The organism is Rhodospirillum rubrum ATCC 11170, from assembly GCF_000013085.1.
Classification (GTDB): domain Bacteria; phylum Pseudomonadota; class Alphaproteobacteria; order Rhodospirillales; family Rhodospirillaceae; genus Rhodospirillum; species Rhodospirillum rubrum.
Window position 1 is genome coordinate 1,570,137 of sequence record NC_007643.1, and the last position, 19,068, is coordinate 1,589,204.

Below are 19,068 nucleotides of genomic sequence, written 5' to 3' on the forward strand. Positions count from 1 at the left end.
GGTCTCCGGCCGATTTAGACCGGCGCGCGGCAATCCTCGTTCCCGCGCGCCGGCCTAAGCTGCCGATCGTGGACCAAAGCGTCATCGCCCTTTGGTGCAAAGCTTTGAGGAATTGCTCTAGGGTCTGTCCGCTTGATGCTGAAGCGGCCAGACCCTGGATCCCTTTGTTTGAGTTTGTCTTTTCTGGAAAAGCGGTGCCCACTTTTCCCTGACGAACTCTAACCGGGGCTGTTCTCATAGGCGGTGATCCGCTCGATCTTCGGGGTCGAACTGCCGTTGACGAATTCGTTCGACAAAAAGGTGCGGACGATCGCCTTGGCCAGTTCGGGGCCGATGACGCGGGCGCCCATGGTGATGATCTGGGCATCGTTGCTCAGGCGGGCGCGTTCGGCGGAATAGGTGTCATGGCATTGGGCGGCGCGGATTCCCTTCACCTTATTGGCGGTGATGGCCATGCCAATGCCGGTTCCGCACAACAGAACGCCCCGGTCCTGGGTGCCGGCGGCGACCTCGGTGGCCAGGGCGTGGGCGATATCGGGGTAAAGCACGGGCTTGCGGTCGAAGGTGCCGAAATCGGTCACCTCGTGACCCTGCGCCGTGATGAAGGACGTCAAGGTTTCCTTGAGGTCATAGGCCGCCTCATCACAGCCAATCGCGATCTTCATTGATGTCTCCACTGATCGACGTCGCCGCCTTTGGCGCGACGGACCGGGCGTCGCCCTTTTGGCGGGGCCCCTGGGGGGTGGCCGGCGAGACCTGCGCAGCCGCTCATTCTAGCGTGCCAATGAGCAGAGCATATGTCAATTGGGATGAGCGAATGTTCAGCGCAAGTAGCCGGTGTTTGGCTTCATTTTTGCAAGACAGGTCGGTTTATCCGGTATTTTAGACAAGTATGGATGAATTAATCGGTACCATCGACGATGATCGCTGATCGTCTGCTCACATAAGTTGACAGATGAAATGGGATGCAGCTAACCTTCCCGTCAATAACCTTGCGCAAATGCGCGAACGTCCAGGCGATCGCAACCCGGGCGAGACGAAGGAGGAAGCGGTGTATCGCTGTCGTTCCTATGGATCGGCCGGCAGGGTCGCGTGGGATGTCGCCCCTTCGGGGTGGGCCCATTCCTCCCGTCTGGCCGCGATCGCCGGCGCAAGCGCCGCCGCCGTCGTCTTCTCCGGTCACGGGGTCCCTCGGTGAAGGCGGTGAAGAACGCGATGTCGGATCGTCAGCTCAACTTCCTGATCCTTGTCAATCTGTCGGTGCTGGTCGCCGCCGTCGCCCTGGCCGGTCCCACCTTCGTCAATACCTATAATCTTCAGTCGATGGCGGCCCAGGTGCCCGAACTCGGGCTTTTGGCGATCGGCGTCATGCTTGCCATGGTTTCGGGCAATGGCGGCATCGATCTGTCGGGCATCGCCCTGGCCAATTTGTCGGGGATTGTCGCGGCGATCGTTGTTCCCCACTGGGTTTCGCCCGACGCCGCGCCGATGGCTTTTACCCTGTCCTTCGCCGCCGTTGCCCTGGCCGTCGGCCTGATCGGCGGCCTGATCAACGGCCTGTTGATTTCGCGGGCCGAACTGACGCCGATCATCGCCACCTTGGGAACCCAGCTCGCCTTTACCGGCGTGGCGATCGTGCTGACCAACGGGTCGGCGCTCGGCTTGGGCTATATCGAGCCGCTCGATGATTTCGGCAATGCGCCGGTTTTTGGCGTGCCGATCTGTTTTGCCTTGTTCATCGTCATCGCCGCGGTGATCGGCGTCGTTCTGCGCTTCACGCCCTTTGGCATGCGGCTGTTCCTGCTGGGCAGTAACGCCAAGGCGGCGCGCTATGCCGGCATCAACCTGCGGCGGATGATCCTGGTCACCTATACGCTCTGCGGCGTTCTCGCCTCGGTCGCCGGCATCATCATCGGCGCCCGCACCTCGAGCATGAAATGGGACTACGGCAGTTCCTACGTGATGATCGCCATCCTGATCGCCGTCATGGCCGGGGTGCGCCCCGACGGCGGCTATGGGCGGGTGATCTGCGTCGTGTTGTCGGCGACGGCCCTGCAGGCGCTGAGCAGCATGTTCAATTTTCTCAATATCTCGAACTTTTTCCGCGACTGCGCCTGGGGTCTGCTTTTGCTGATTTTCCTCGCGGTGTCCCGGGTCGATCTCCGTTCCTGGTTGCCGCGCCGGGATCGGGAGGCGGGGTCCGCCCCCTCCAGGCCGCTTCCTGGCGCGCAATGCCCGGCGCCAGGTACGGCCGCCCCGCCAAGCCGGCCTGAATGAGCGGCCGGTGAACGTTCGTGACTTTGGAACTTCAAAAGAATCCGAGATGGAGGAAGAGATCAATGTCCGCTTTTAAGAAAATAGCCGCCTGCGCCCTGGTTGTCGGGGGGGTGGGCGTGGCTGGTCCGCTCGCGGCCCAGGAGTCGCCGACCATCGTCACCGTGGTCAAGGTGACCGGCGAAAACTGGTTCAAACGGATGGAAGAAGGCGTTGTCGCCTATGACAAGGAAAACGCCGACGTCAATGCCAGTCAGGTCGGTCCGGCCAAGGCCGATGCCGCCCAGCAGGGCCGGCTGATCGAAGATCTCATCGCCAAGAAAGTCGACGCCATCGCCGTGGTGCCGATGGATCCCTCGGCGCTTGAAGGCGTGTTCAAGCGGGCGATGAAGCGCGGCATCAAGGTGATCACCCATGAGGCCGACAATCTGAAGAACACCCAGGTCGATATCGAGGCCTTCGATAACACCGCCTTCGGCGCCCACTTCAACGAGCGCCTGTCCGAATGCATGGGTCATACGGGCAAGTGGACCTCTTTTGTCGGGTCGCTGGGCAGCCTGACCCATGTGCAATGGGCCGATGGCGGCGCGGAATACGCCAAGCAGTTCCCGGGGATGGAGTTGGTCTCGCCGAAGAACGAGTCCTTCAACGACGCCAATAAGGCCTATGACAAGGCCAAGGAATTGCTGCGCCGTTATCCCGACATCAAGGGCTTCCAGGGTGGGGCGGCGATCGACGTCATCGGCATCGGCCGGGCGGTCGAGGAAGCCGGTCTGAACGGCAAGGTCTGCGTCGTCGGTCTGGGCCTGCCCCAGGACACCGGCCGCTATCTGGAAAGCGGCGCCGTGCAGAGCATCAGCTTCTGGGATCCCAAGGACGCCGGGTTCGTCATGAACAAGGTGGCCAAGATGGTGATCGACGGCGTCGAATTCACCGAGGGCATGGATCTCGGCGTTCCGGGCTACAACAAGATCCACATCAAGAAGGGCCCGGGCGAGGGCGTCATCCTGGTCGGTCAGGCCTGGGTCGATGTCGATAAGTCCAACTACAAGGACTATCCCTTCTAAGGTCCTGTTAAGGCCCTTCTAAGGATCATGTCCGCTTAAGGATCCTCTTCCCCCAAGGATGCCTCTGTTTCGCGCGCCGTTCTTCGAAGCGGCGCGCGAAATGGGCCGCCGGCCCCCGCCGATACGCTCTCGGCTGGACGGCTCCCCTGTCGCGAAAGGGACAGCGTCATGCCGACCACCGCTTCCGTCCTTATCCGGGACTCCGCCCCCCGCGAGGCGACGAGTCCGCCCTTTCTCGATATTCGCGACGTCCACAAGCGGTTCGCCGGGGTCAAGGCCTTGCGCGGCGTCAGCCTCGCCATCGAACGCGGCCAGATTTACCATCTGCTGGGCGAGAATGGCTGCGGCAAGAGCACGCTGATCAAGATCATCTCGGGGGCGCAGCCGCCCGATGAGGGAACCCTGGTGGTCGAGGGCCGCGAGGTCGCCGGACTGTCGCCGATCATGGCCCTGGCGGCGGGGATCGAGACCGTCTATCAGGATCTGTCGCTGCTGCCCAATCTGAGCGTCGCCGAAAACATCGCCCTGTCCCAGCAATTGGTGGCCTCGGGCGGACAACTCGCCCGCCGGCTTGATCTCGCCCGCTTGAAGGCGACGGCGACCCGGGCGCTTGAAGCGGTCAATCTGCCCGCCGGAGACGGCTTTCTGGCGACCCGCGTCGATGAATTGCCGATCGCCACCCGCCAGTTGATTGCCATCGCCCGCGTCATCGCCACCGACGCCAAGCTGGTGATCATGGACGAGCCGACCACGGCTTTGACCAAGCGCGAGGTCGATAATCTGATCGCGGTGGTCGAAAAGCTGCGCGCCAAGGGCGTCGCGGTGCTGTTCGTCACCCATAAGCTGGATGAATGCCGAACCATCGGCGGCCGCGCCATCATTTTGCGCGACGGCCGCAAGGTCATGGAAGGCGATATCGCCGATTTCACCAAAAAGGATCTGAGCCACTGGATGACGGGCCGGGCCCTGGATGACTCGCGCTACCGCGAGGCCGAGAGGGGCGGTGAGCGGTTGCTCGATGTCCGTGACCTTGGGCGCGCCAATGCCTTTGGCGGCGTCTCCTTCTCGCTCAATCGCGGCGAGATCCTGGGCGTCACCGGGCTGCTTGATTCCGGGCGCAACGAACTGGCCCTGGCTTTGGCCGGGGTGTGTCCGGCCGATCGCGGCGGTGTTTCCCTCGCTGGAGAGCGGGTTGTCTTGTCCCAGCCGGCCGATGCCATCGCCGCCGGGATCGGTTACCTGCCCGAGGATCGGCTTTCGGAAGGCCTGTTCCTGGAAAAGCCCATCGCCGACAACATCATCGCCTCGGTTCTCGATCGCCTGCGCGGTCGCCTCGGCATGCTCGACCGTCCGCTGAGCCGGTCGCGGGCCCAGGAGATGACCGATGATCTGCAAATCGCCACGCCCGATATCGCCAATCCCGTGCAGTCGCTGTCGGGGGGCAATCAGCAACGCGTGCTGATCGGGCGCTGGCTGATGATCGAACCCAGGCTGCTTGTTCTCCATGGTCCGACCGTCGGCGTCGACGTCGGCTCGAAAGACACGATCTTCCGCATCATCCAACGGCTCGCCAAGGGGGGGATGGCGGTGATCATCATCAGCGACGACCTGCCCGAACTGCTGCAGAACTGCGATCGGATCTTGGTGATGCGCAAAGGGCGCGTGGCCGAGGTCTTCGATGCCGAAGGTCTGGGCGAAGGCGCGCTGTACCGCGCCCTGGTCGCCGAAGAATCCCCAAGGAGCCTGCCATGACCGATCTCGCGCTCGATCTGCCCGGCGCCGCGAAACGCCCTTCGACGGCGCGGGCCTTGTTGCGCTGGCTGATCGGCCATCCGCCGGTGATCACCCTTGGTCTGATCGTGCTGGTCAGCCTCGTCGTCGGCGCCATCAGCCCCGAGTTCTGGCAGGTCTCCAACCTGTTTGACATGGCCCGCGCCTCGGTGGTCAGCGGCCTCTTCGGCCTTGGCGTTCTGATCGTGCTGGCGACCGGCGGCCTTGATGTCTCGTTCACCGCCATCGCCGCCCTGACAATGTATGTGATCACCAAAACGGTCACCGATTACGCGCCGGGAACGCCGATCGCGGTGATCCTCGCCTGCGGCGCGGCGGGCGGGGCGCTGATCGGCGCGCTGAACGGCCAGTTGGTCCATTCGCTGAAGGCGCCGTCGCTGATCGTCACCATCGGCACCCAATACGTGATCCGCGGTTTCCTGCTGACCTTCATCGGCACCGGATTGTTCATGAATATCCCGCTGTCGATGGAAGCCTTCGGCAAATACGAGCTGTGGCGCTCGGAGGCGGGCAACGGCTCGATCGCCATCCTGCCGGCTTATGTGCTGGTGCTGGTGGTGGTCTCGGTGGTGACGTGGTGGATCCTCAACCGCACGCTGATCGGCCGGGCGGTCTATGCGGTCGGCGGCAGTCCGGCGATCGCCGAGAGGCTGGGCTACAACCTGCGCAAGGTGCGGGTTTTCGCCTTCATGTACGCCGGGCTGCTCGCCGGCATCGCCGGGATCATCCATGTTTCCAGCAACCGTCTGGCCAATCCCTTCGATCTCGCCGGCTCGGAATTGGATGTGATCGCCGCCGTGGTGCTGGGCGGGGCGCGCATCACCGGCGGATCGGGAAGCGTGGTCGGCACCCTGCTTGGCGTCGTGCTGGTCACCTTGATCAACAACGTGCTGATCCTGGCCGGCGTGCCGAGCACGTGGCAGAAGGTGATCGTCGGCATTTTCATCGTGCTGGCCGGAACGCTTTTCGCCCTGCGCGTTTCGCGCTGAGGCCGGCGATGGCGGCCTTAGTCCAAGGGCCGGGAGCGATGGCCGCGGGTGGCGTCGTCAAGGCTGCGCACGGTATGGGCGTTCGAGGTGCTGGTCGCCAGGGTGTTGATCGTGCCGGTGCGCAGCGCCCCCAGGATGCCCGCCGCCTTGGTCGTTTCGCTGGCGATGGCGATGACATCGGGGATGCGGCACAGTTCGGCCATGGTCAGCCCGATGATGCGGCCCTGCATGGCGGTGTTGGAGGGGCGGCCTTCGATATCGATGAAGTCATAGCCCATCATGTCGCCGATGGTGCCCGACAGCCGGGCCTCGGCCACCTCGCTGGGCGAGAACCACCCCATGCGCACCATGTTGCTGTCTTCGCTGACATCGCCAACGCCGATCAGCGCCAGATCGGCGCGGCGCGCCCGGTCCAGGGTGTGCTTGACCGTATCTTGTCCGATCAGCGCCGCCTTCAGTTCGGGATTGGCGACCAGGGCCGGGGCGTACAGCGTTTCGCTTTCGCCGCCGAAGCGGGCGGCCAGCCGGCGGCAGATGTGGTCGGGGTTCATATAGCCGCCCGCCCGCATCGAGCCGCCGATCGCCGAAACGAAGGTGACGGCGCGCGGCGCCGGAGAGGTGATGTTATCGGCCACGGCGCCGACATTGCGCCCCATGCCCACGGCGACGATCATGCCGTCGTCGAGCACGCGGTTGAGATAGGCGGCCACCAGGCTGGCCACCGCCGAGCGCTGGGTGTCGGGATCGCGGTGATCGGTGGAGATGAGCAGCCGGCTGAGGCCGAAACGCTGGCGGAATTCCTCTTCCATCTCCGAAACGGCCGAGGGGTGGGGCCGCACGGTGATTTCAACGATGCCCTCCTCGCGCGCCCGCTTGAGCAGGCGGCCGATCTTGGCCCGCGACATGGCGAAGCGTTTGGCCAGTTCCTCTTGGGTCACTTGTTCCAGGAAATAAAGGGCGGCGATTTCCGTCAGCAGGTGGCGCTCGGCGTCCCGCGAGTCTGTGGTCATCTCTGTCACTGCCTCTTGGCTGGGGCCCGGCCACCGCTTGCGCGGGGTGGTCGGCTTGGGCGTGGTGGCCCCTTGAGCGGCGGGCGGATCAAGGGCCATGGCATGTCCCCTCCTTTGCCAGGGAAAGGGCGTTCCGTCCAGGGGAGACGCGACGATCGGGCGGCGGTCAACCGCAGGTGTTTGGTTGGAGGGCCCGGGCCCGCCCGGGCGCCGCGGCCCGCCGTCTTCGATCCGCGAGGGCCCCGCAAGCCTGCCGGGAGGTTGCGCATATGTCAATATCAATGAGCAAATGACTAGGTAAATAATCGATCAATAACGGCGAAAATCGGCTTTCTGGGCGATCGAAAAGGCGGAATTCGCCCTTTGTGGGAAAGTGAAGGGGATTTCTGGCGGAACCTAGAGTGATCTTATGTTCAGGTAACTTGACAAATGAACTATGTTCCCGCTAGATTTCTTGGTGATAATTGCCTGATCGCGCGCTGATTTCTGCCAACGGCGGGCCGTTGCTTGACGATCCGCTTGGGCTGGAGTCTTCGCCCGCTCGCCTTGGAGCGATCGGGGTGGGCCGCCCGGCGGCGCGATCATGGGTGCTGGTTGGGTGACCGGTGGCGGCTTCGCCACGCGCGGAAAAGGGATTATTCATGAATCGGATCATCAACGACCCGGATCTGGTGGTAGAGGACGCGGTGCGCGGCTATCTGAAGGCGCATCGGGATCTGGTTCGGCCCACGACGAACCCCCGGGTGATCCGCCACCACTTGGCCCCGCAACAGGGCAAGGTCGGGGTGGTGACCGGCGGCGGATCGGGGCACGAGCCGGCCTTCCTCGGCTATGTCGGCGACGGCATGATCGACGCCGTGGCGATCGGCGAGATCTTTTCCTCGCCCACGGCCAAAAGTTTCCATGACGCCTTCGTCGCCGCCGATGGCGGGCGGGGCGTGGCCTGTCTTTATGGCAATTACGCCGGCGACAATATGAACGTGAAGCTGGCGGTCAAAAAGGCGGCCTCCCACGATCTGACGGTGAAGACCGTGGTCGCCAATGACGATGTGCCGTCGGCCCCCAAGAGCGAGCGCGACAAGCGGCGCGGCGTCGCCGGCGAGATCTTGATGTGGAAGGTGGGCGGAGCGCGGGCCGCCGAGGGCGCCGATCTTGACGAGGTGATCGCCTCGGCCCAGAAGGCCATCGACGCCACCCGCAGCATCGGCATCGGCCTGTCGCCCTGCATTATCCCGGCGGTGGGCAAGCCGAACTTCTCCATCGAGAACGGCATGATGGAGGTGGGCATCGGCCACCATGGCGAACCCGGGGTCGAGGTGGCCCCCGTGCGCCCGGCCAAGGAAATGGCCGATCTGATGCTTGACCACATCCTGCCCGATCTGCCCTTTGGCCGGGGCGACGATCTGGCGGTGCTGGTCTCGGGTCTGGGCGCCACGCCGGTGATGGAGCTGTATATCCTCTATGATCGTCTGAGCGAGGTGCTGGAGGATCGGGGGATGACGGTGGTTCATCCCTTCATCGGCAATTACTTCACGTCGCTGGAGATGATGGGGGTGACGCTGACGGTGATGCGCCTTGATGGCGAACTCGCCCGTCTGGTCGGCGCGCCGGCCCGCTCCGTCGGTCTTACAAGGATCCCGTCATGACCGGTATTCCCCTCGCCGCCGCCGGCGGTCTCGTCGTTGAACTGATCGAGACCATCAACGCCAATCGCGCCCATCTGTCGGAAATCGACGGCGCGATCGGCGATGGCGATCACGGCATCAATATGAGCAAGGGCTTCACCCAGGCCGGGGCGGCCCTGGGCGATCCGCCGCCGCCGCTGCCCGACGCCCTGCGCGTGCTCAGTGACACGTTGTTCGAAGGCATCGGCGGATCGATGGGGCCGCTTTATGGATCGCTGTTCAGCGCCATGGCCGATACCCTCGACGGCGCCGAGATCCTGGATGGCCCGCTGTATGGGCGCATGATCCGCGCCGGTTTGGACGGGGTCGAAGAGATCGGCTCGGCCAAACCCGGCGATAAGACCTTGCTCGATTCCCTGGCGCCGGCGGTCGACGCCTTCGATGCCGCCCAGGCCGAGGGACGGTCCTTCGCCGAGAGCCTGGACGCCATGACCCTGGCGGCCGAGCGGGGACGCGACGCTACCCGCGACATGATCGCCAAGGTCGGTCGCGCCGCCCGTCTGGGCGAACGCTCGCGCGGCGCCCTCGATGCCGGCGCCTCGTCGTGCTGCCTGATCCTGGGAACCCTGGCTTGCGGAGTGAAAAAGCGCTTGGCGTGACCCCCGCCGGTTAAGGGGGGGGAACGCGGCGACTTCGCCTCCGAGTCGGTGTTTTCGGCGTCAAAGGCCGGGAAAACCGCCGGCCAAAGGTCCGATCGCACCTTTGGCCGACCAACGGCTTGGGCCCGGCGGACGGCAATCGCCTTGCCGGGCGAGGGCTGGCGTCCTACCCTGTGCCAAAGGCGCCTCGTATGCCAAGACCACAGGCCGGTCAACCTAGGGCGCGGCGCCACCCCCGGCGGGGCCCTGTCCGCCGGGGGTGTTTTCCCGTAGCGGCACCGCCCCGGCTATCGCCGGCAAAGCCGTCCTTCCGGCCCCCGATCACGCTTGTGGGCAAGCAGTCTTTCCCCGGCGCGGGTGAGGAATTTGCTGCGCTATCAGTGCCGGGGAGATGGGGGCGGAGAGATAGGGTAAGCCTCATCGGGGCGGGCGATGGACCAGCGCGGTGATGGTTAATGCTCCCATCAGCAACCAGCACTTGCGCTTGTACCATAAGTCGCGGCGCGACCTTCAGCAAGCCGGAAGTCGGCTATCGGGGTTATCTCCACCCGCTCAGCTTGCGCCGAAAGCAAGGGTGGGGATGGGAGTCTCACCGGAGCGGGCGGCGGACCTGCCGGCGATGGTTAACGCTCCCGTCAGCGACCATCGCTTCGCCCGATAATCTTACGAGGCGAGACTTTTGAGATCAAGACCGGTTTGGTTGGATCCAGGGTTTGGGACATAAGGGGCTTGCCGGTCGGGGGCTGGCGACTTAACCTCGGCCCAAAGCGCCTCGTATGCCGAGACCACAGGCCGGTCCTCCTAGGGCGAGGCGCTACCCCCGGCGGGGCCCTGTCCGTCGGGGGTTTTTTCCCATCGCGGCGTCGCCCCGGCTATCGCCGGTGAAGCCGTCCTTCCGGCCCCAGGTCACGTTTGCGGGTCAGCGATGCCGACAGGGGCGGGCGGGAAAAAAGGGACGGGGCCACCGAGGTGGTCCGCCACCTTTCCCGCGCCGGGCAGTTCATGAAGGCAAGCCCCAGGACCGGATCTGCGAATTTCGCGGTTCATTCCCGCGTGTGCGGGGAACAGATCGCCGACGCCGCCCTGGTCGAGGCTAACCGCGGTTCATCCCCGCGTGTGCGGGGAACAGGCTCGACACAACGAACGCGCGACTGGCCGAAACGGTTCATCCCCGCGTGTGCGGGGAACAGATGTAAAGGCCGATCGCCGCAGCCAGGGCGGACGGTTCATCCCCGCGTGTGCGGGGAACAGATCGCCAGCGGCAAACACCACATCACGCAAGCCGGTTCATCCCCGCGTGTGCGGGGAACAGGGATCCCTAAAGCGGATATCGGCGAGCACGATCGGTTCATCCCCGCGTGTGCGGGGAACAGGCTGCCGTTTTGGAAAGTGCGGGTCTCTGGGTCGGTTCATCCCCGCGTGTGCGGGGAACAGCTGGCGACAAGAGCCACAATTGACGCCCCAAGCGGTTCATCCCCGCGTGTGCGGGGAACAGTGGAGTGCCAACCCCTGGGTCGCCGCCGTGACCGGTTCATCCCCGCGTGTGCGGGGAACAGATTTCGATTTCAGCCGTCTTCGTTGCGTGAACCGGTTCATCCCCGCGTGTGCGGGGAACAGTCCCGTTGTCTCTGAGAGGACGTTAAGTCGCACGGTTCATCCCCGCGTGTGCGGGGAACAGCCGCTCGGCACGGGGGCGGGGGCGGGTTGTAGCGGTTCATCCCCGCGTGTGCGGGGAACAGGAGCCGCTGCGCTCGCAAATGCTCAACGGGGACGGTTCATCCCCGCGTGTGCGGGGAACAGACGAATACCTGCGCCCGGTCAATCGGGATGACCGGTTCATCCCCGCGTGTGCGGGGAACAGGAGTGGCGGGCCGGAGCGATTGATATCGATGGCGGTTCATCCCCGCGTGTGCGGGGAACAGTCCCCATTGGCGATGCAGAGGGCGCACAATGGCGGTTCATCCCCGCGTGTGCGGGGAACAGTGCGCGCCAGTTTGCGAGGATGAGGGCGATCACGGTTCATCCCCGCGTGTGCGGGGAACAGGACGCCGGCGAGATGTCCATGAAGGACTACGTCGGTTCATCCCCGCGTGTGCGGGGAACAGTACACCTTTGTCCCAAACGGCACGAAGGTGATCGGTTCATCCCCGCGTGTGCGGGGAACAGGGTCGCGCAGCGTGATGAGGTCAGTCATGATCCGGTTCATCCCCGCGTGTGCGGGGAACAGGCGCGTCGGCGGACCAAGCCAGCAGAGACGAGCGGTTCATCCCCGCGTGTGCGGGGAACAGGTTCGCTGGGCAGGCCATGATGGGGGATTGGACGGTTCATCCCCGCGTGTGCGGGGAACAGTTTGGTTTGGTTGCCCGACTGCGAATCAGCGGCGGTTCATCCCCGCGTGTGCGGGGAACAGTCATCGACGGAAGTCGTTGATTATCATGTCTTTTCACGATGTCAAAAAACTTACCGATGTTTCTGTTTTGTTCTTAGTGGGGGCCGCTTGGCATACGGTTGTCTTTATTATTGGCGCAAATCGGCCGGGTCGCGATCACCTCGGGCTGGGATCGCCCCCCTTTGAATGCGGAAGGGCAAGTTTATCAGGTCGGGAAGGGGGCTCGCAAGGTCGGGTGGCGCCTCCGGGGGGCGATGCACAGTCCGGTCGGGGGGATAAAATCCATGACCTCTCATCCCCCTTCCTCACCCGAAGGCCGGGCCGTTGGGGGATAGGCGCAGGCCTTTGCGCAAGCGTTTGAAGGGCAGGGCCGCCGGGTCGGCCAGCATCGGGCCGGGGGCGGCGCAGTCGAGGATGGCTTCGGCGATCGGTTCGAAATCGGCGCGGAAATGGACCGAGCTTTTAACGACGATGATATCTTGTCGCATTGGATCGATGCCGACGAAGCGCAACATCGACTGGTCGGCCAATTGCGCTTTCGAGGAGGTCACCACCACCCGCACGCCGTCGATGCGCAGGCAGGCCGAGGCGCCAAGCCGCATCCGCGCCCCCTGGTAATAAGGGCCGGTGGCGATGAAGGCGCCGTCCGACAGGGTCTCGACGACGAAATCCGCCTCGAAGGGCCGATCGCCGGGGATGCCCGATTTGCCGCCCAGCGCCAGACGCAAGGTAGCGCCCACCCCCGCCCGGTGGGCCTGGGCGGCGGCGGCGGGGTCGCAGATCAGACCAAGGGCGCTGTCGCGCGCTCCGCAGGCGACCAGGGCGCGCAGCATGCCGGTGGTGTCGGACTCGCCGCCGGCGCCGGGGTTGTCCTGGGTATCGGCGATGACGATCGGGCGGCTGGCGGTTTCCGCCCGGGCCATGGCGATGCGCACACCCTCTTCGGGGGCGTAGATCTTTCCGGCGAAGCGGCTTTCGGCGGCGACCACCTCGGCCAGAAGCTCGTCGGCCAGGGTATCGGCCAGGGCCCGGGTGGGGGCGTAAACCAGGATCGACGGTCCGCAATCGGCGAAATCGGCGGCGGGGAAGCCCATCATCAGCGAAGCCGTTGAGGCGCCGCGCGCCTCGAGGGCGGGCAGGCGGGCGTAAAGATCCTTGTTGGGGGCGACGCTGGTCGCCTGCCAGGAGATCGGCACCAGAAAGGGCACCTGACGAAAGGCCTTGGCATCGGGCGCGCCGCTCAGCCGCCGGGCGACATAGCGCGCCGCCCGCCGCCCGGTTTCGGCCATGTCGACATGGGGGTAGGTGCGATAGCCGAGCAGGGCGTCGGCCATCGCCACCATTTTCGGCGTCACATTGCCGTGCAGATCAAGGCTGACGACCAACGGCGTCTCGGTCCCGATCACCGCGCGCACCCGGGCCAGAAGTTCGCCCTCGCCATCGTCGACATGCTCGGCGACCATCGCCCCATGCAGGTCGAGATAGACGCCGTCCACCGGCCCGGCGGCGCGGATGCCCTCGACGATCCGCCCGGCGATGCGCTCGAAGGCGTCGCGGGTGACCGGAGCCGAGGGGCTGGCCGCGCACCACTGAATCGGGCACAGCGACCACCCCCGGGCCTCGGCCTCTTCGATGAAGCCGCAGATCCCGACATTGACCCCGCGCATGGTCGTCAGGATGTCGGCGCCGTCGCACAGGCGCGGCCAGCCGCCGCCATCTTCAAAAGCGGCGTAATCGGCCTTGCGCGGGCCGAAGGTGTTGGTCTCGTGCAGGAAGCCGGCAATGATGAGGCGAGGGGCGGTCGCTGACGGGGTCATGTCATCTCTCACGGCGGGAGGGGACGGCGGTTGTATTGTAATGCAATACTCGGTGGCGCATTATATCCACGATAGGACTCTGCCTCTCTTTCGGTCAAGGGCGAAGAGTGCCCATTGTTTCATCGTGTTTGGGAGGGCGCATGGACCAATCCGAGAAGCCCGACAGGGCGGCCGACAGGCTTTTCGTGTCGTCTTTGGACAAGGCGATGCGCCTGCTGGGCGCCTTCAGCGCCGAGAGGCCGGAGATGGGCCTGGGGGATCTGGCCCTGGCCGCCGGCCTGGATAAAAGCGCCGCCCAGCGCTTCGCCCACACCTTTCATAGCCTGGGTTATCTGGATAAGGACCCGGTGACGCGGCGCTATCGGCCCTCGATCAAGATCCTTGATCTGACCAACGCCTATCTGTGGGCCAATCCGCTGATCCGTGCCGCGATGCCGCAGCTGATCGATTTGCGGCAGAAAATCGGCGAGACGGTCAATCTGGCGCTGCTGGATGGCGAAAGCATCGTTTATGCCATCCGCCTGCCCAATGCCCGCACCAGCTTCGCCGCCACCTTGATCGGCCGGCGCGCCCCGGCCCTGAACACCGCCAGCGGTCGGGTGATGATCGCCGGCTTCGATCGCCAAACCCGGCAAGCCTGCGTCGAGACTTGGCCGCTGACCGCCCATATCCCGACGACCCTGCTCGATCGCCCGACGATCCTTGGGTTGGTCGAAGAGGCGGCCGAGAAGGGCTATGCGATCAGCGAGAACGAAATTCTTCTGAATGAACGTGACATCGCCGCGCCGATCCGCATCATGGGTGGCCCGCGCGCGGCGGTCCAATGCTCGGTCTCGGCGATGGTCTGGCCGCGCGCGCGCATCGTCGCCGATATCGCCCCGGCCTTGCTCGATACGGCGAACGCGCTGTCGCAGACCCCGCTGGGCTAGGGCGGCCGGCGAAAACCCGCTGCCGGTTTTCCGGGCGCCGCGCCCTTCGCCCGCTCCCCGGCATCGCCAACCGCGACCCAAGCTGGCGATCGGCGATCCGCCGTCTGTTTGATCCTCGCTCCAGGGATGGAAGAAACATCATGCCGCATATGTTGGGAAAACAAATCCGCCAGTCGCGGATCATCGATCCGAAAAGCCGGCGCGGCTTCTGCATCGCCTTCGATCACGCGCTGCAGCTGGGATCGTGCCAGGGCCTGGAGCGCCCCGAGGAGTCCCTTGATCAGATGGCCGAGGCCGGGGTGGATGCGGTGATCTTGCCCTTGGGCTCGGCGCTGACCTATGGGCCGCGACTGGTGGGCAACGGCGGCCCCAAGCTGATCTTGCGTCTGGATCAAACGACGATGTGGCGCGAGGGCACGCCCTTGGATTACGCCGACGGCCATACCCGTCTGGTCGCCTCCGTCGAAGACGCCGTGATGCTGGGCGCCGAGGCGGTGATCACCTATCTGTTCGTCGGTCACAACGATCCGGCCGAGGAAACCGCCGCCTTTCGCGCCAATTCCGAGATCAACGCGGCGGCGCGCAAGATGGGCATCGTTCATATCATCGAAACCATGGGGGCGCGCCACGCCCTGGCCGCCAATGTCCATGATGGGGATTTCGTGCGCTTCCATTCGCGGATCGGCTGCGAGATGGGCGCCGATATCATCAAGACTGACTGGCCGGGCAGCGTCGCGGCGCTGCGTCAGATCACGGCGGAGCTGCCGGTTCCGGTGATGCTGGCCGGCGGGCCGGGGAACGGCGGCGACCGGGGAACCCTCGAACGGGTTCACCAGATCATGGAGGGCGGGGCGGCGGGCATTTTGTTTGGCCGCTCGATCTTCCAGGCCCGCTCACCGCTGGCGGTGATGAAGGCCTGCCGGGCGATCATCCACGACCGCGCCTCGGTCGAGGAGGCAGCCGAGGGGGCAGGGGGATTGTCCGCCGCCGCCTGATCAGGGGGCGACGACGGTTTGCTTCATCTCAGACGGTCGATGGCTTGGCGGTGTTCGTGCATCATCAGGAAAACCCGGTAATCCCGGGTGAAGCGTTCAAAGGCCTGCGGGTTGGGGGCGCGGGGGATCGAGGCGGCTTCCATGCCCTTGGTCGCCGCCGCCAGATCGGGGAAGAGGCCGGCGGCGGTGGCGGCGACCATCGCCGTGCCCAGCAGCACCGCGTCCTCGGTTCGCGGCTGAACCAGGGTGCAGCCGGTGGCGTCGGCATACAGCTCCATCAGCAGCGGGTTCTTGATATGGCCGCCGGTGATGTGAAGGGTGTCGATGGCATGGCCCTGGGCGTTCAGGGCGTCAAGGATATGGCGCACCCCAAGGGCGATGCCGACCGCCGTGCGCCAATAAAGCCGGCACAAGCTGTCAAAGGAGCGGTCAAGATCCAGGCCGCTGATCACGCCCAAGGCCCCGGGATCGGCCAAAGGCGAGCGGTTGCCGTGGAAATCGGGCAGCACATGCAGGCGGGCGGCGAAGGCCGGCCCCTCGCTCTGGCGAAGCTCGGCGATGCGGGCGCAGATGGCGCCGTGCCTCTCGGCGCTGGGGCGGCCGCCGGCCCCATGCAGGGCGATGACATGATCAAGCAGCGCTCCGGTGACCGATTGCCCGCCCTCGTTCAACCACAAGCCGGGCAGCACCGCGCCGAAATAGGGGCCCCAGACGCCGTGGGTGGGATGGGGATCGGCCGACAGCGCCATCAGGCAGCTTGAGGTGCCGGCGATCAGCGCCAAATGGCGCTCGATCCCCGGCTTGCCGCAGGTGCCGCCCAGGGCGCCCAGCGCCCCGGCATGGGCGTCGATCAATCCGGCGCCAACCCGGCAGCTCGTGGTCAGGCCAAGGGCGGCGGCCGCTTCCTCGGTCAGAAAGCCCAGATCCTGGCCGATGGGGGTGGCGCGCTCGGGCAGGGCGCCGCGCGCCAGCAGATCGCCCAGGCCGACGGTCTCCAGGAAATCGCCCTGCCAACCGGTCGGCTCATGGGCGAGATAGGTCCATTTGCAGGTGAGCGTGCATTGCGACCGCCCGGTCGAGCCCGAGGCCTTCCAGGTGAGGAAATCGGCCAGATCGAAAAAGAAGCCGGCGCGCTCCCAGCGCTGGGGAAAATGCCGCTTCAGCCACATCAGCTTGGGAATTTCCATTTCGGGCGACATCACGCCGCCGACATAGCCCAGCACGCGGTGGCCGGTATCGGTGCATTCCTGGGCCTCGGCCAGGGCGCGGTGGTCCATCCAGACGATGGTGTCCCAACGATCCTCGCCGGTGGTCGAAACGCCAAGGGGCAGCCCCTGGCGGTCGCGCACCACCAGCGAGCAGGTGGCATCGAAGCCGATGCCGCTGATGTCCTCGCCGCTGACTCCGGCGGCGCTTACGGCGCCGCGCACGGCGCTGGCGACGGCCTCCCAGATCTGTTCGGACTGGTATTCGGCATGGGTGGGATCGGGCCGGCCGATTTCGAGGGGGTGTTCGGCCCGGCCGAGCAAATGCCCCTTGCGGTCAAAAACCCCGGCGCGCGCGCTTGCCGTTCCGACATCGACACCAATCACCAACCCGCCCATCTATAAGCCCCTTTTGGTTTTTATCCCGTTGCGCCAGACGGTCTGGCGGAAGAGCCATCTGACCGAAAACCACGCTCGGCTTCAAGCCCTTCACCGGGGCGACGCCCTCCGAGGCTCGGTGCCGGCCTTGCCCGTCGCCGCTAGATCAGGATGATTTCAGGTCTGATCGACCTGAAATCTGAATCCTGATCTAAATCTAAATGTTAGAGCGGGATCTTAGGCGAAAACCGCGCACACTTTTCGCCATCCCGCTCTAGCGCTTCGAGAGCATGCGGGTGACGTTCATCGCCGTCGCCGCGACGTGGGTGCGCATCGCCGACAAGGCCTCCTGGGCGTTCTCGCTTAAAATCGCCGCCAGGATTTTTTCGTGTTCGCCCTGAGACGAGGCCAGACGGTCGGTCTGGCGGAACTGGGCTTCCCGGTAGGGGGCGGTGCGCACGCGAACCAGCCGGGCGATGTCGCGCAGGCTGTCGTTATGGGCGCCATCGAACAGCGCCTGATGAAAACGGCCATTAAGCCGGGTATAGGCGGCCTGATCGCCGCGTTTGACCATGTCGGCCCCCTCGGCGACCGTGCTTTCCAGGCTGCGCCGTTCCATCGCCGTCATCCGCCGGGCGCTGTATTGGGCGCATAGCGCCTCGATCTCGCCCATGGTCTCGAACAGATCGCCCAATTCCGCCAGATCAAGCCGGCGCACCATGAAGGCCCGGCGCGCCCCGCGTTCGGCCAGACCGGCGATGCTCAGGTGTTGCAGGGCTTCGCGAACCGGCGTGCGCGAAACGCCGAAGGCCTCGGCCAGGGCCAGTTCGTTCAGGCTGTCACCGGGCTTGATCGTCCCGGCCAGGATCTTATCGACGATGGCGCCATAGATGCGTTCGGCGGCCTTGGCCGCCCCCTCGTCGGCAAGCGCGGCATCGGTCAGCGGGGCTGTGGGCGGGGCCTGGGGCTCAGAGGTCATCACCTGTTCTCGATATATTTTTCTTGAGATATGTATACATATCGCACTAGCCTGACGCATCTGAATTCCGAAAAACGCACAGAGCGGGGACGCGGTGACGGCTTTTACGGTTCAACAGCTCATTCCCTTCGCCATCGCCCTGGTCGTCACCGGGGCGTTCACCGGGGTTCTGGCCGGATTGCTGGGCGTCGGCGGTGGCATCGTCATCGTGCCGGTGTTGTTCGTGATCTTCGAGCTGTTTGATTTGCCGCTCGAAACCGCGATGCATATCGCCGTCGGCACCTCGCTTCTGACCATCATTCCCACCTCGATCGCCTCGATGCGCGCCCATAACCGGCGCGGGGCCATCGACTGGTCGCTGGTGCGCCTGTGGGGACCCTTTCTATTCTTCGGCGCGGCGCTGGGGGGCATCGCCTCGCGGTTTCTCGGCGGCGATTACCTGAAGGCGATCTTCGGCATCCTCGCCCTGGCGGTCGCCATCAATATGGGGATGCCGCGCAAGCTGATCCTGGCCGACGCCTTGCCCAAACGCCGCTCGCTGCAAGGCGCGATGTCGGCGGTCATCGGCTTTTTCTCCTCGCTGATGGGCATTGGCGGCGGAACCTTGGCCGTGCCGACCCTGACCGCCTTTTCCTTTCCCGTGCATCGCGCCGTCGGCTCGGCCTCGGCCTTCGGTTTGATCATCTCGGTTCCGGCGATGGCCGGGTTCATCTGGTCGGGCTGGGATGTCGCCGGGCGGCCGCCCTATTCGCTGGGCTATGTCAATCTGGTGGCGGCGGGGCTGATCGTTCCGATGAGCATGATCATGGCCCGCTATGGCGCCTCTTTGGCCCACAGCCTGAAGCCCGACAATCTGAAGCGGGTTTTCGCCGCCTTTCTGGCGATCACCGCCCTGCGCATGCTGTGGACCGTGTTCAGCGCCTGAAGACGCCTTGCCGTCGTGGAGTCATCAATCTGGGTT

General features: G+C 65.1%; 14 protein-coding genes and 1 CRISPR repeat array. Of the genes, 9 read left to right on the plus strand and 5 right to left on the minus strand.

The annotated features are described in order from the left end of the window. Window positions 1-218: 218 nt before the first annotated feature. Complete coding sequence (gene rpiB / locus RRU_RS06960; RefSeq protein ID WP_011389089.1) at window positions 219-665, minus strand: ribose 5-phosphate isomerase B; 447 nt, start codon at window positions 663-665, stop codon at window positions 219-221. 550 nt (window positions 666-1,215) lie between these two features. On the opposite strand from rpiB, the gene RRU_RS06965 reads away from it, so the two are divergent. The 4 genes from RRU_RS06965 (at window position 1,216) to RRU_RS06980 (ending at window position 6,121) form a co-directional block, all read left to right on the plus strand. After that, complete coding sequence (locus RRU_RS06965) at window positions 1,216-2,277, plus strand: ABC transporter permease (RefSeq protein ID WP_011389090.1); 1,062 nt, start codon at window positions 1,216-1,218, stop codon at window positions 2,275-2,277. A gap of 62 nt (window positions 2,278-2,339) precedes the next feature. Beyond that, the gene (locus RRU_RS06970) at window positions 2,340-3,341 is read left to right on the plus strand and encodes an autoinducer 2 ABC transporter substrate-binding protein (RefSeq protein ID WP_011389091.1); all 1,002 of its coding nucleotides are present in this window, start codon (window positions 2,340-2,342) and stop codon (window positions 3,339-3,341) included. Window positions 3,342-3,509: 168 nt separating this feature from the next. Then, complete coding sequence (locus tag RRU_RS06975; RefSeq protein ID WP_011389092.1) at window positions 3,510-5,093, plus strand: sugar ABC transporter ATP-binding protein; 1,584 nt, start codon at window positions 3,510-3,512, stop codon at window positions 5,091-5,093. Next, on the plus strand, window positions 5,090-6,121 hold the full coding sequence (locus RRU_RS06980; RefSeq protein ID WP_011389093.1) for an ABC transporter permease: 1,032 nt from the start codon (window positions 5,090-5,092) through the stop codon (window positions 6,119-6,121). The genes RRU_RS06975 and RRU_RS06980 overlap by 4 nt, the downstream gene beginning before the upstream one ends. 17 nt (window positions 6,122-6,138) lie before the next feature. On the opposite strand, the gene RRU_RS06985 is transcribed toward RRU_RS06980, so the two are convergent. Continuing rightward, the gene (locus RRU_RS06985) at window positions 6,139-7,131 is read right to left on the minus strand and encodes a sugar-binding transcriptional regulator (protein WP_193385000.1); all 993 of its coding nucleotides are present in this window, start codon (window positions 7,129-7,131) and stop codon (window positions 6,139-6,141) included. Window positions 7,132-7,772: 641 nt separating this feature from the next. Between RRU_RS06985 and RRU_RS06990 the strand changes: the two genes are divergently transcribed. Together RRU_RS06990 and dhaL are read left to right on the plus strand one after the other, a co-directional pair. After that, window positions 7,773-8,777, plus strand: coding sequence for a dihydroxyacetone kinase subunit DhaK (locus tag RRU_RS06990; RefSeq protein WP_011389095.1), 1,005 nt, complete (start codon window positions 7,773-7,775; stop codon window positions 8,775-8,777). Next, the gene (gene dhaL / locus RRU_RS06995; RefSeq protein WP_011389096.1) at window positions 8,774-9,415 is read left to right on the plus strand and encodes a dihydroxyacetone kinase subunit DhaL; all 642 of its coding nucleotides are present in this window, start codon (window positions 8,774-8,776) and stop codon (window positions 9,413-9,415) included. The genes RRU_RS06990 and dhaL overlap by 4 nt, the downstream gene beginning before the upstream one ends. A 1,039-nt stretch (window positions 9,416-10,454) precedes the next feature. Further along, window positions 10,455-11,825: a CRISPR direct-repeat array (repeat unit 29 nt; unit sequence CGGTTCATCCCCGCGTGTGCGGGGAACAG). 284 nt (window positions 11,826-12,109) lie between these two features. On the opposite strand, the gene RRU_RS07000 is transcribed toward dhaL, so the two are convergent. Further along, window positions 12,110-13,621, minus strand: a complete 1,512-nt coding sequence (locus RRU_RS07000) for a M81 family metallopeptidase (RefSeq protein WP_011389097.1) — start codon at window positions 13,619-13,621, stop codon at window positions 12,110-12,112. Window positions 13,622-13,761: 140 nt separating this feature from the next. On the opposite strand from RRU_RS07000, the gene RRU_RS07005 reads away from it, so the two are divergent. Together RRU_RS07005 and RRU_RS07010 are read left to right on the plus strand one after the other, a co-directional pair. After that, window positions 13,762-14,550, plus strand: a complete 789-nt coding sequence (locus tag RRU_RS07005) for an IclR family transcriptional regulator (protein WP_011389098.1) — start codon at window positions 13,762-13,764, stop codon at window positions 14,548-14,550. A gap of 140 nt (window positions 14,551-14,690) precedes the next feature. Beyond that, window positions 14,691-15,545: a fructose-bisphosphate aldolase gene (locus RRU_RS07010; RefSeq protein ID WP_011389099.1), complete on the plus strand. Its 855-nt coding sequence runs from the start codon at window positions 14,691-14,693 to the stop codon at window positions 15,543-15,545. Window positions 15,546-15,568: 23 nt separating this feature from the next. On the opposite strand, the gene RRU_RS07015 is transcribed toward RRU_RS07010, so the two are convergent. Together RRU_RS07015 and RRU_RS07020 are read right to left on the minus strand one after the other, a co-directional pair. Beyond that, a complete protein-coding gene (locus RRU_RS07015) occupies window positions 15,569-17,149 on the minus strand; it encodes an FGGY-family carbohydrate kinase (protein ID WP_011389100.1) in 1,581 nt (526 codons plus the stop codon). A 253-nt stretch (window positions 17,150-17,402) separates the two neighbouring features. Further along, window positions 17,403-18,107 (minus strand): GntR family transcriptional regulator, encoded by a 705-nt coding sequence (locus RRU_RS07020; protein ID WP_011389101.1) that lies wholly within the window; start codon window positions 18,105-18,107, stop codon window positions 17,403-17,405. Between the two features lie 94 nt (window positions 18,108-18,201). Here RRU_RS07020 and RRU_RS07025 point away from each other — a divergent pair, with 94 nt between their 5' ends. After that, window positions 18,202-19,032 (plus strand): sulfite exporter TauE/SafE family protein, encoded by an 831-nt coding sequence (locus RRU_RS07025; RefSeq protein ID WP_011389102.1) that lies wholly within the window; start codon window positions 18,202-18,204, stop codon window positions 19,030-19,032. The last annotated feature ends 36 nt before the right edge of the window (window positions 19,033-19,068 follow it).

Coding starts and splice junctions, on each gene's coding strand:
- RRU_RS07005 (WP_011389098.1), top strand. CDS start 13,762: ATGGACCAATCCGAGAAGCCCGACAGGGCGGCCGACAGGCTTTTCGTG.
- RRU_RS06970 (WP_011389091.1), top strand. CDS start 2,340: ATGTCCGCTTTTAAGAAAATAGCCGCCTGCGCCCTGGTTGTCGGGGGG.
- RRU_RS07000 (WP_011389097.1), bottom strand. CDS start 13,621: ATGACCCCGTCAGCGACCGCCCCTCGCCTCATCATTGCCGGCTTCCTG.
- RRU_RS06980 (WP_011389093.1), top strand. CDS start 5,090: ATGACCGATCTCGCGCTCGATCTGCCCGGCGCCGCGAAACGCCCTTCG.
- RRU_RS06975 (WP_011389092.1), top strand. CDS start 3,510: ATGCCGACCACCGCTTCCGTCCTTATCCGGGACTCCGCCCCCCGCGAG.
- RRU_RS06965 (WP_011389090.1), top strand. CDS start 1,216: ATGTCGGATCGTCAGCTCAACTTCCTGATCCTTGTCAATCTGTCGGTG.
- RRU_RS06985 (WP_193385000.1), bottom strand. CDS start 7,131: ATGACCACAGACTCGCGGGACGCCGAGCGCCACCTGCTGACGGAAATC.
- dhaL (WP_011389096.1), top strand. CDS start 8,774: ATGACCGGTATTCCCCTCGCCGCCGCCGGCGGTCTCGTCGTTGAACTG.
- RRU_RS07020 (WP_011389101.1), bottom strand. CDS start 18,107: ATGACCTCTGAGCCCCAGGCCCCGCCCACAGCCCCGCTGACCGATGCC.
- RRU_RS06990 (WP_011389095.1), top strand. CDS start 7,773: ATGAATCGGATCATCAACGACCCGGATCTGGTGGTAGAGGACGCGGTG.
- rpiB (WP_011389089.1), bottom strand. CDS start 665: ATGAAGATCGCGATTGGCTGTGATGAGGCGGCCTATGACCTCAAGGAA.
- RRU_RS07015 (WP_011389100.1), bottom strand. CDS start 17,149: ATGGGCGGGTTGGTGATTGGTGTCGATGTCGGAACGGCAAGCGCGCGC.
- RRU_RS07010 (WP_011389099.1), top strand. CDS start 14,691: ATGCCGCATATGTTGGGAAAACAAATCCGCCAGTCGCGGATCATCGAT.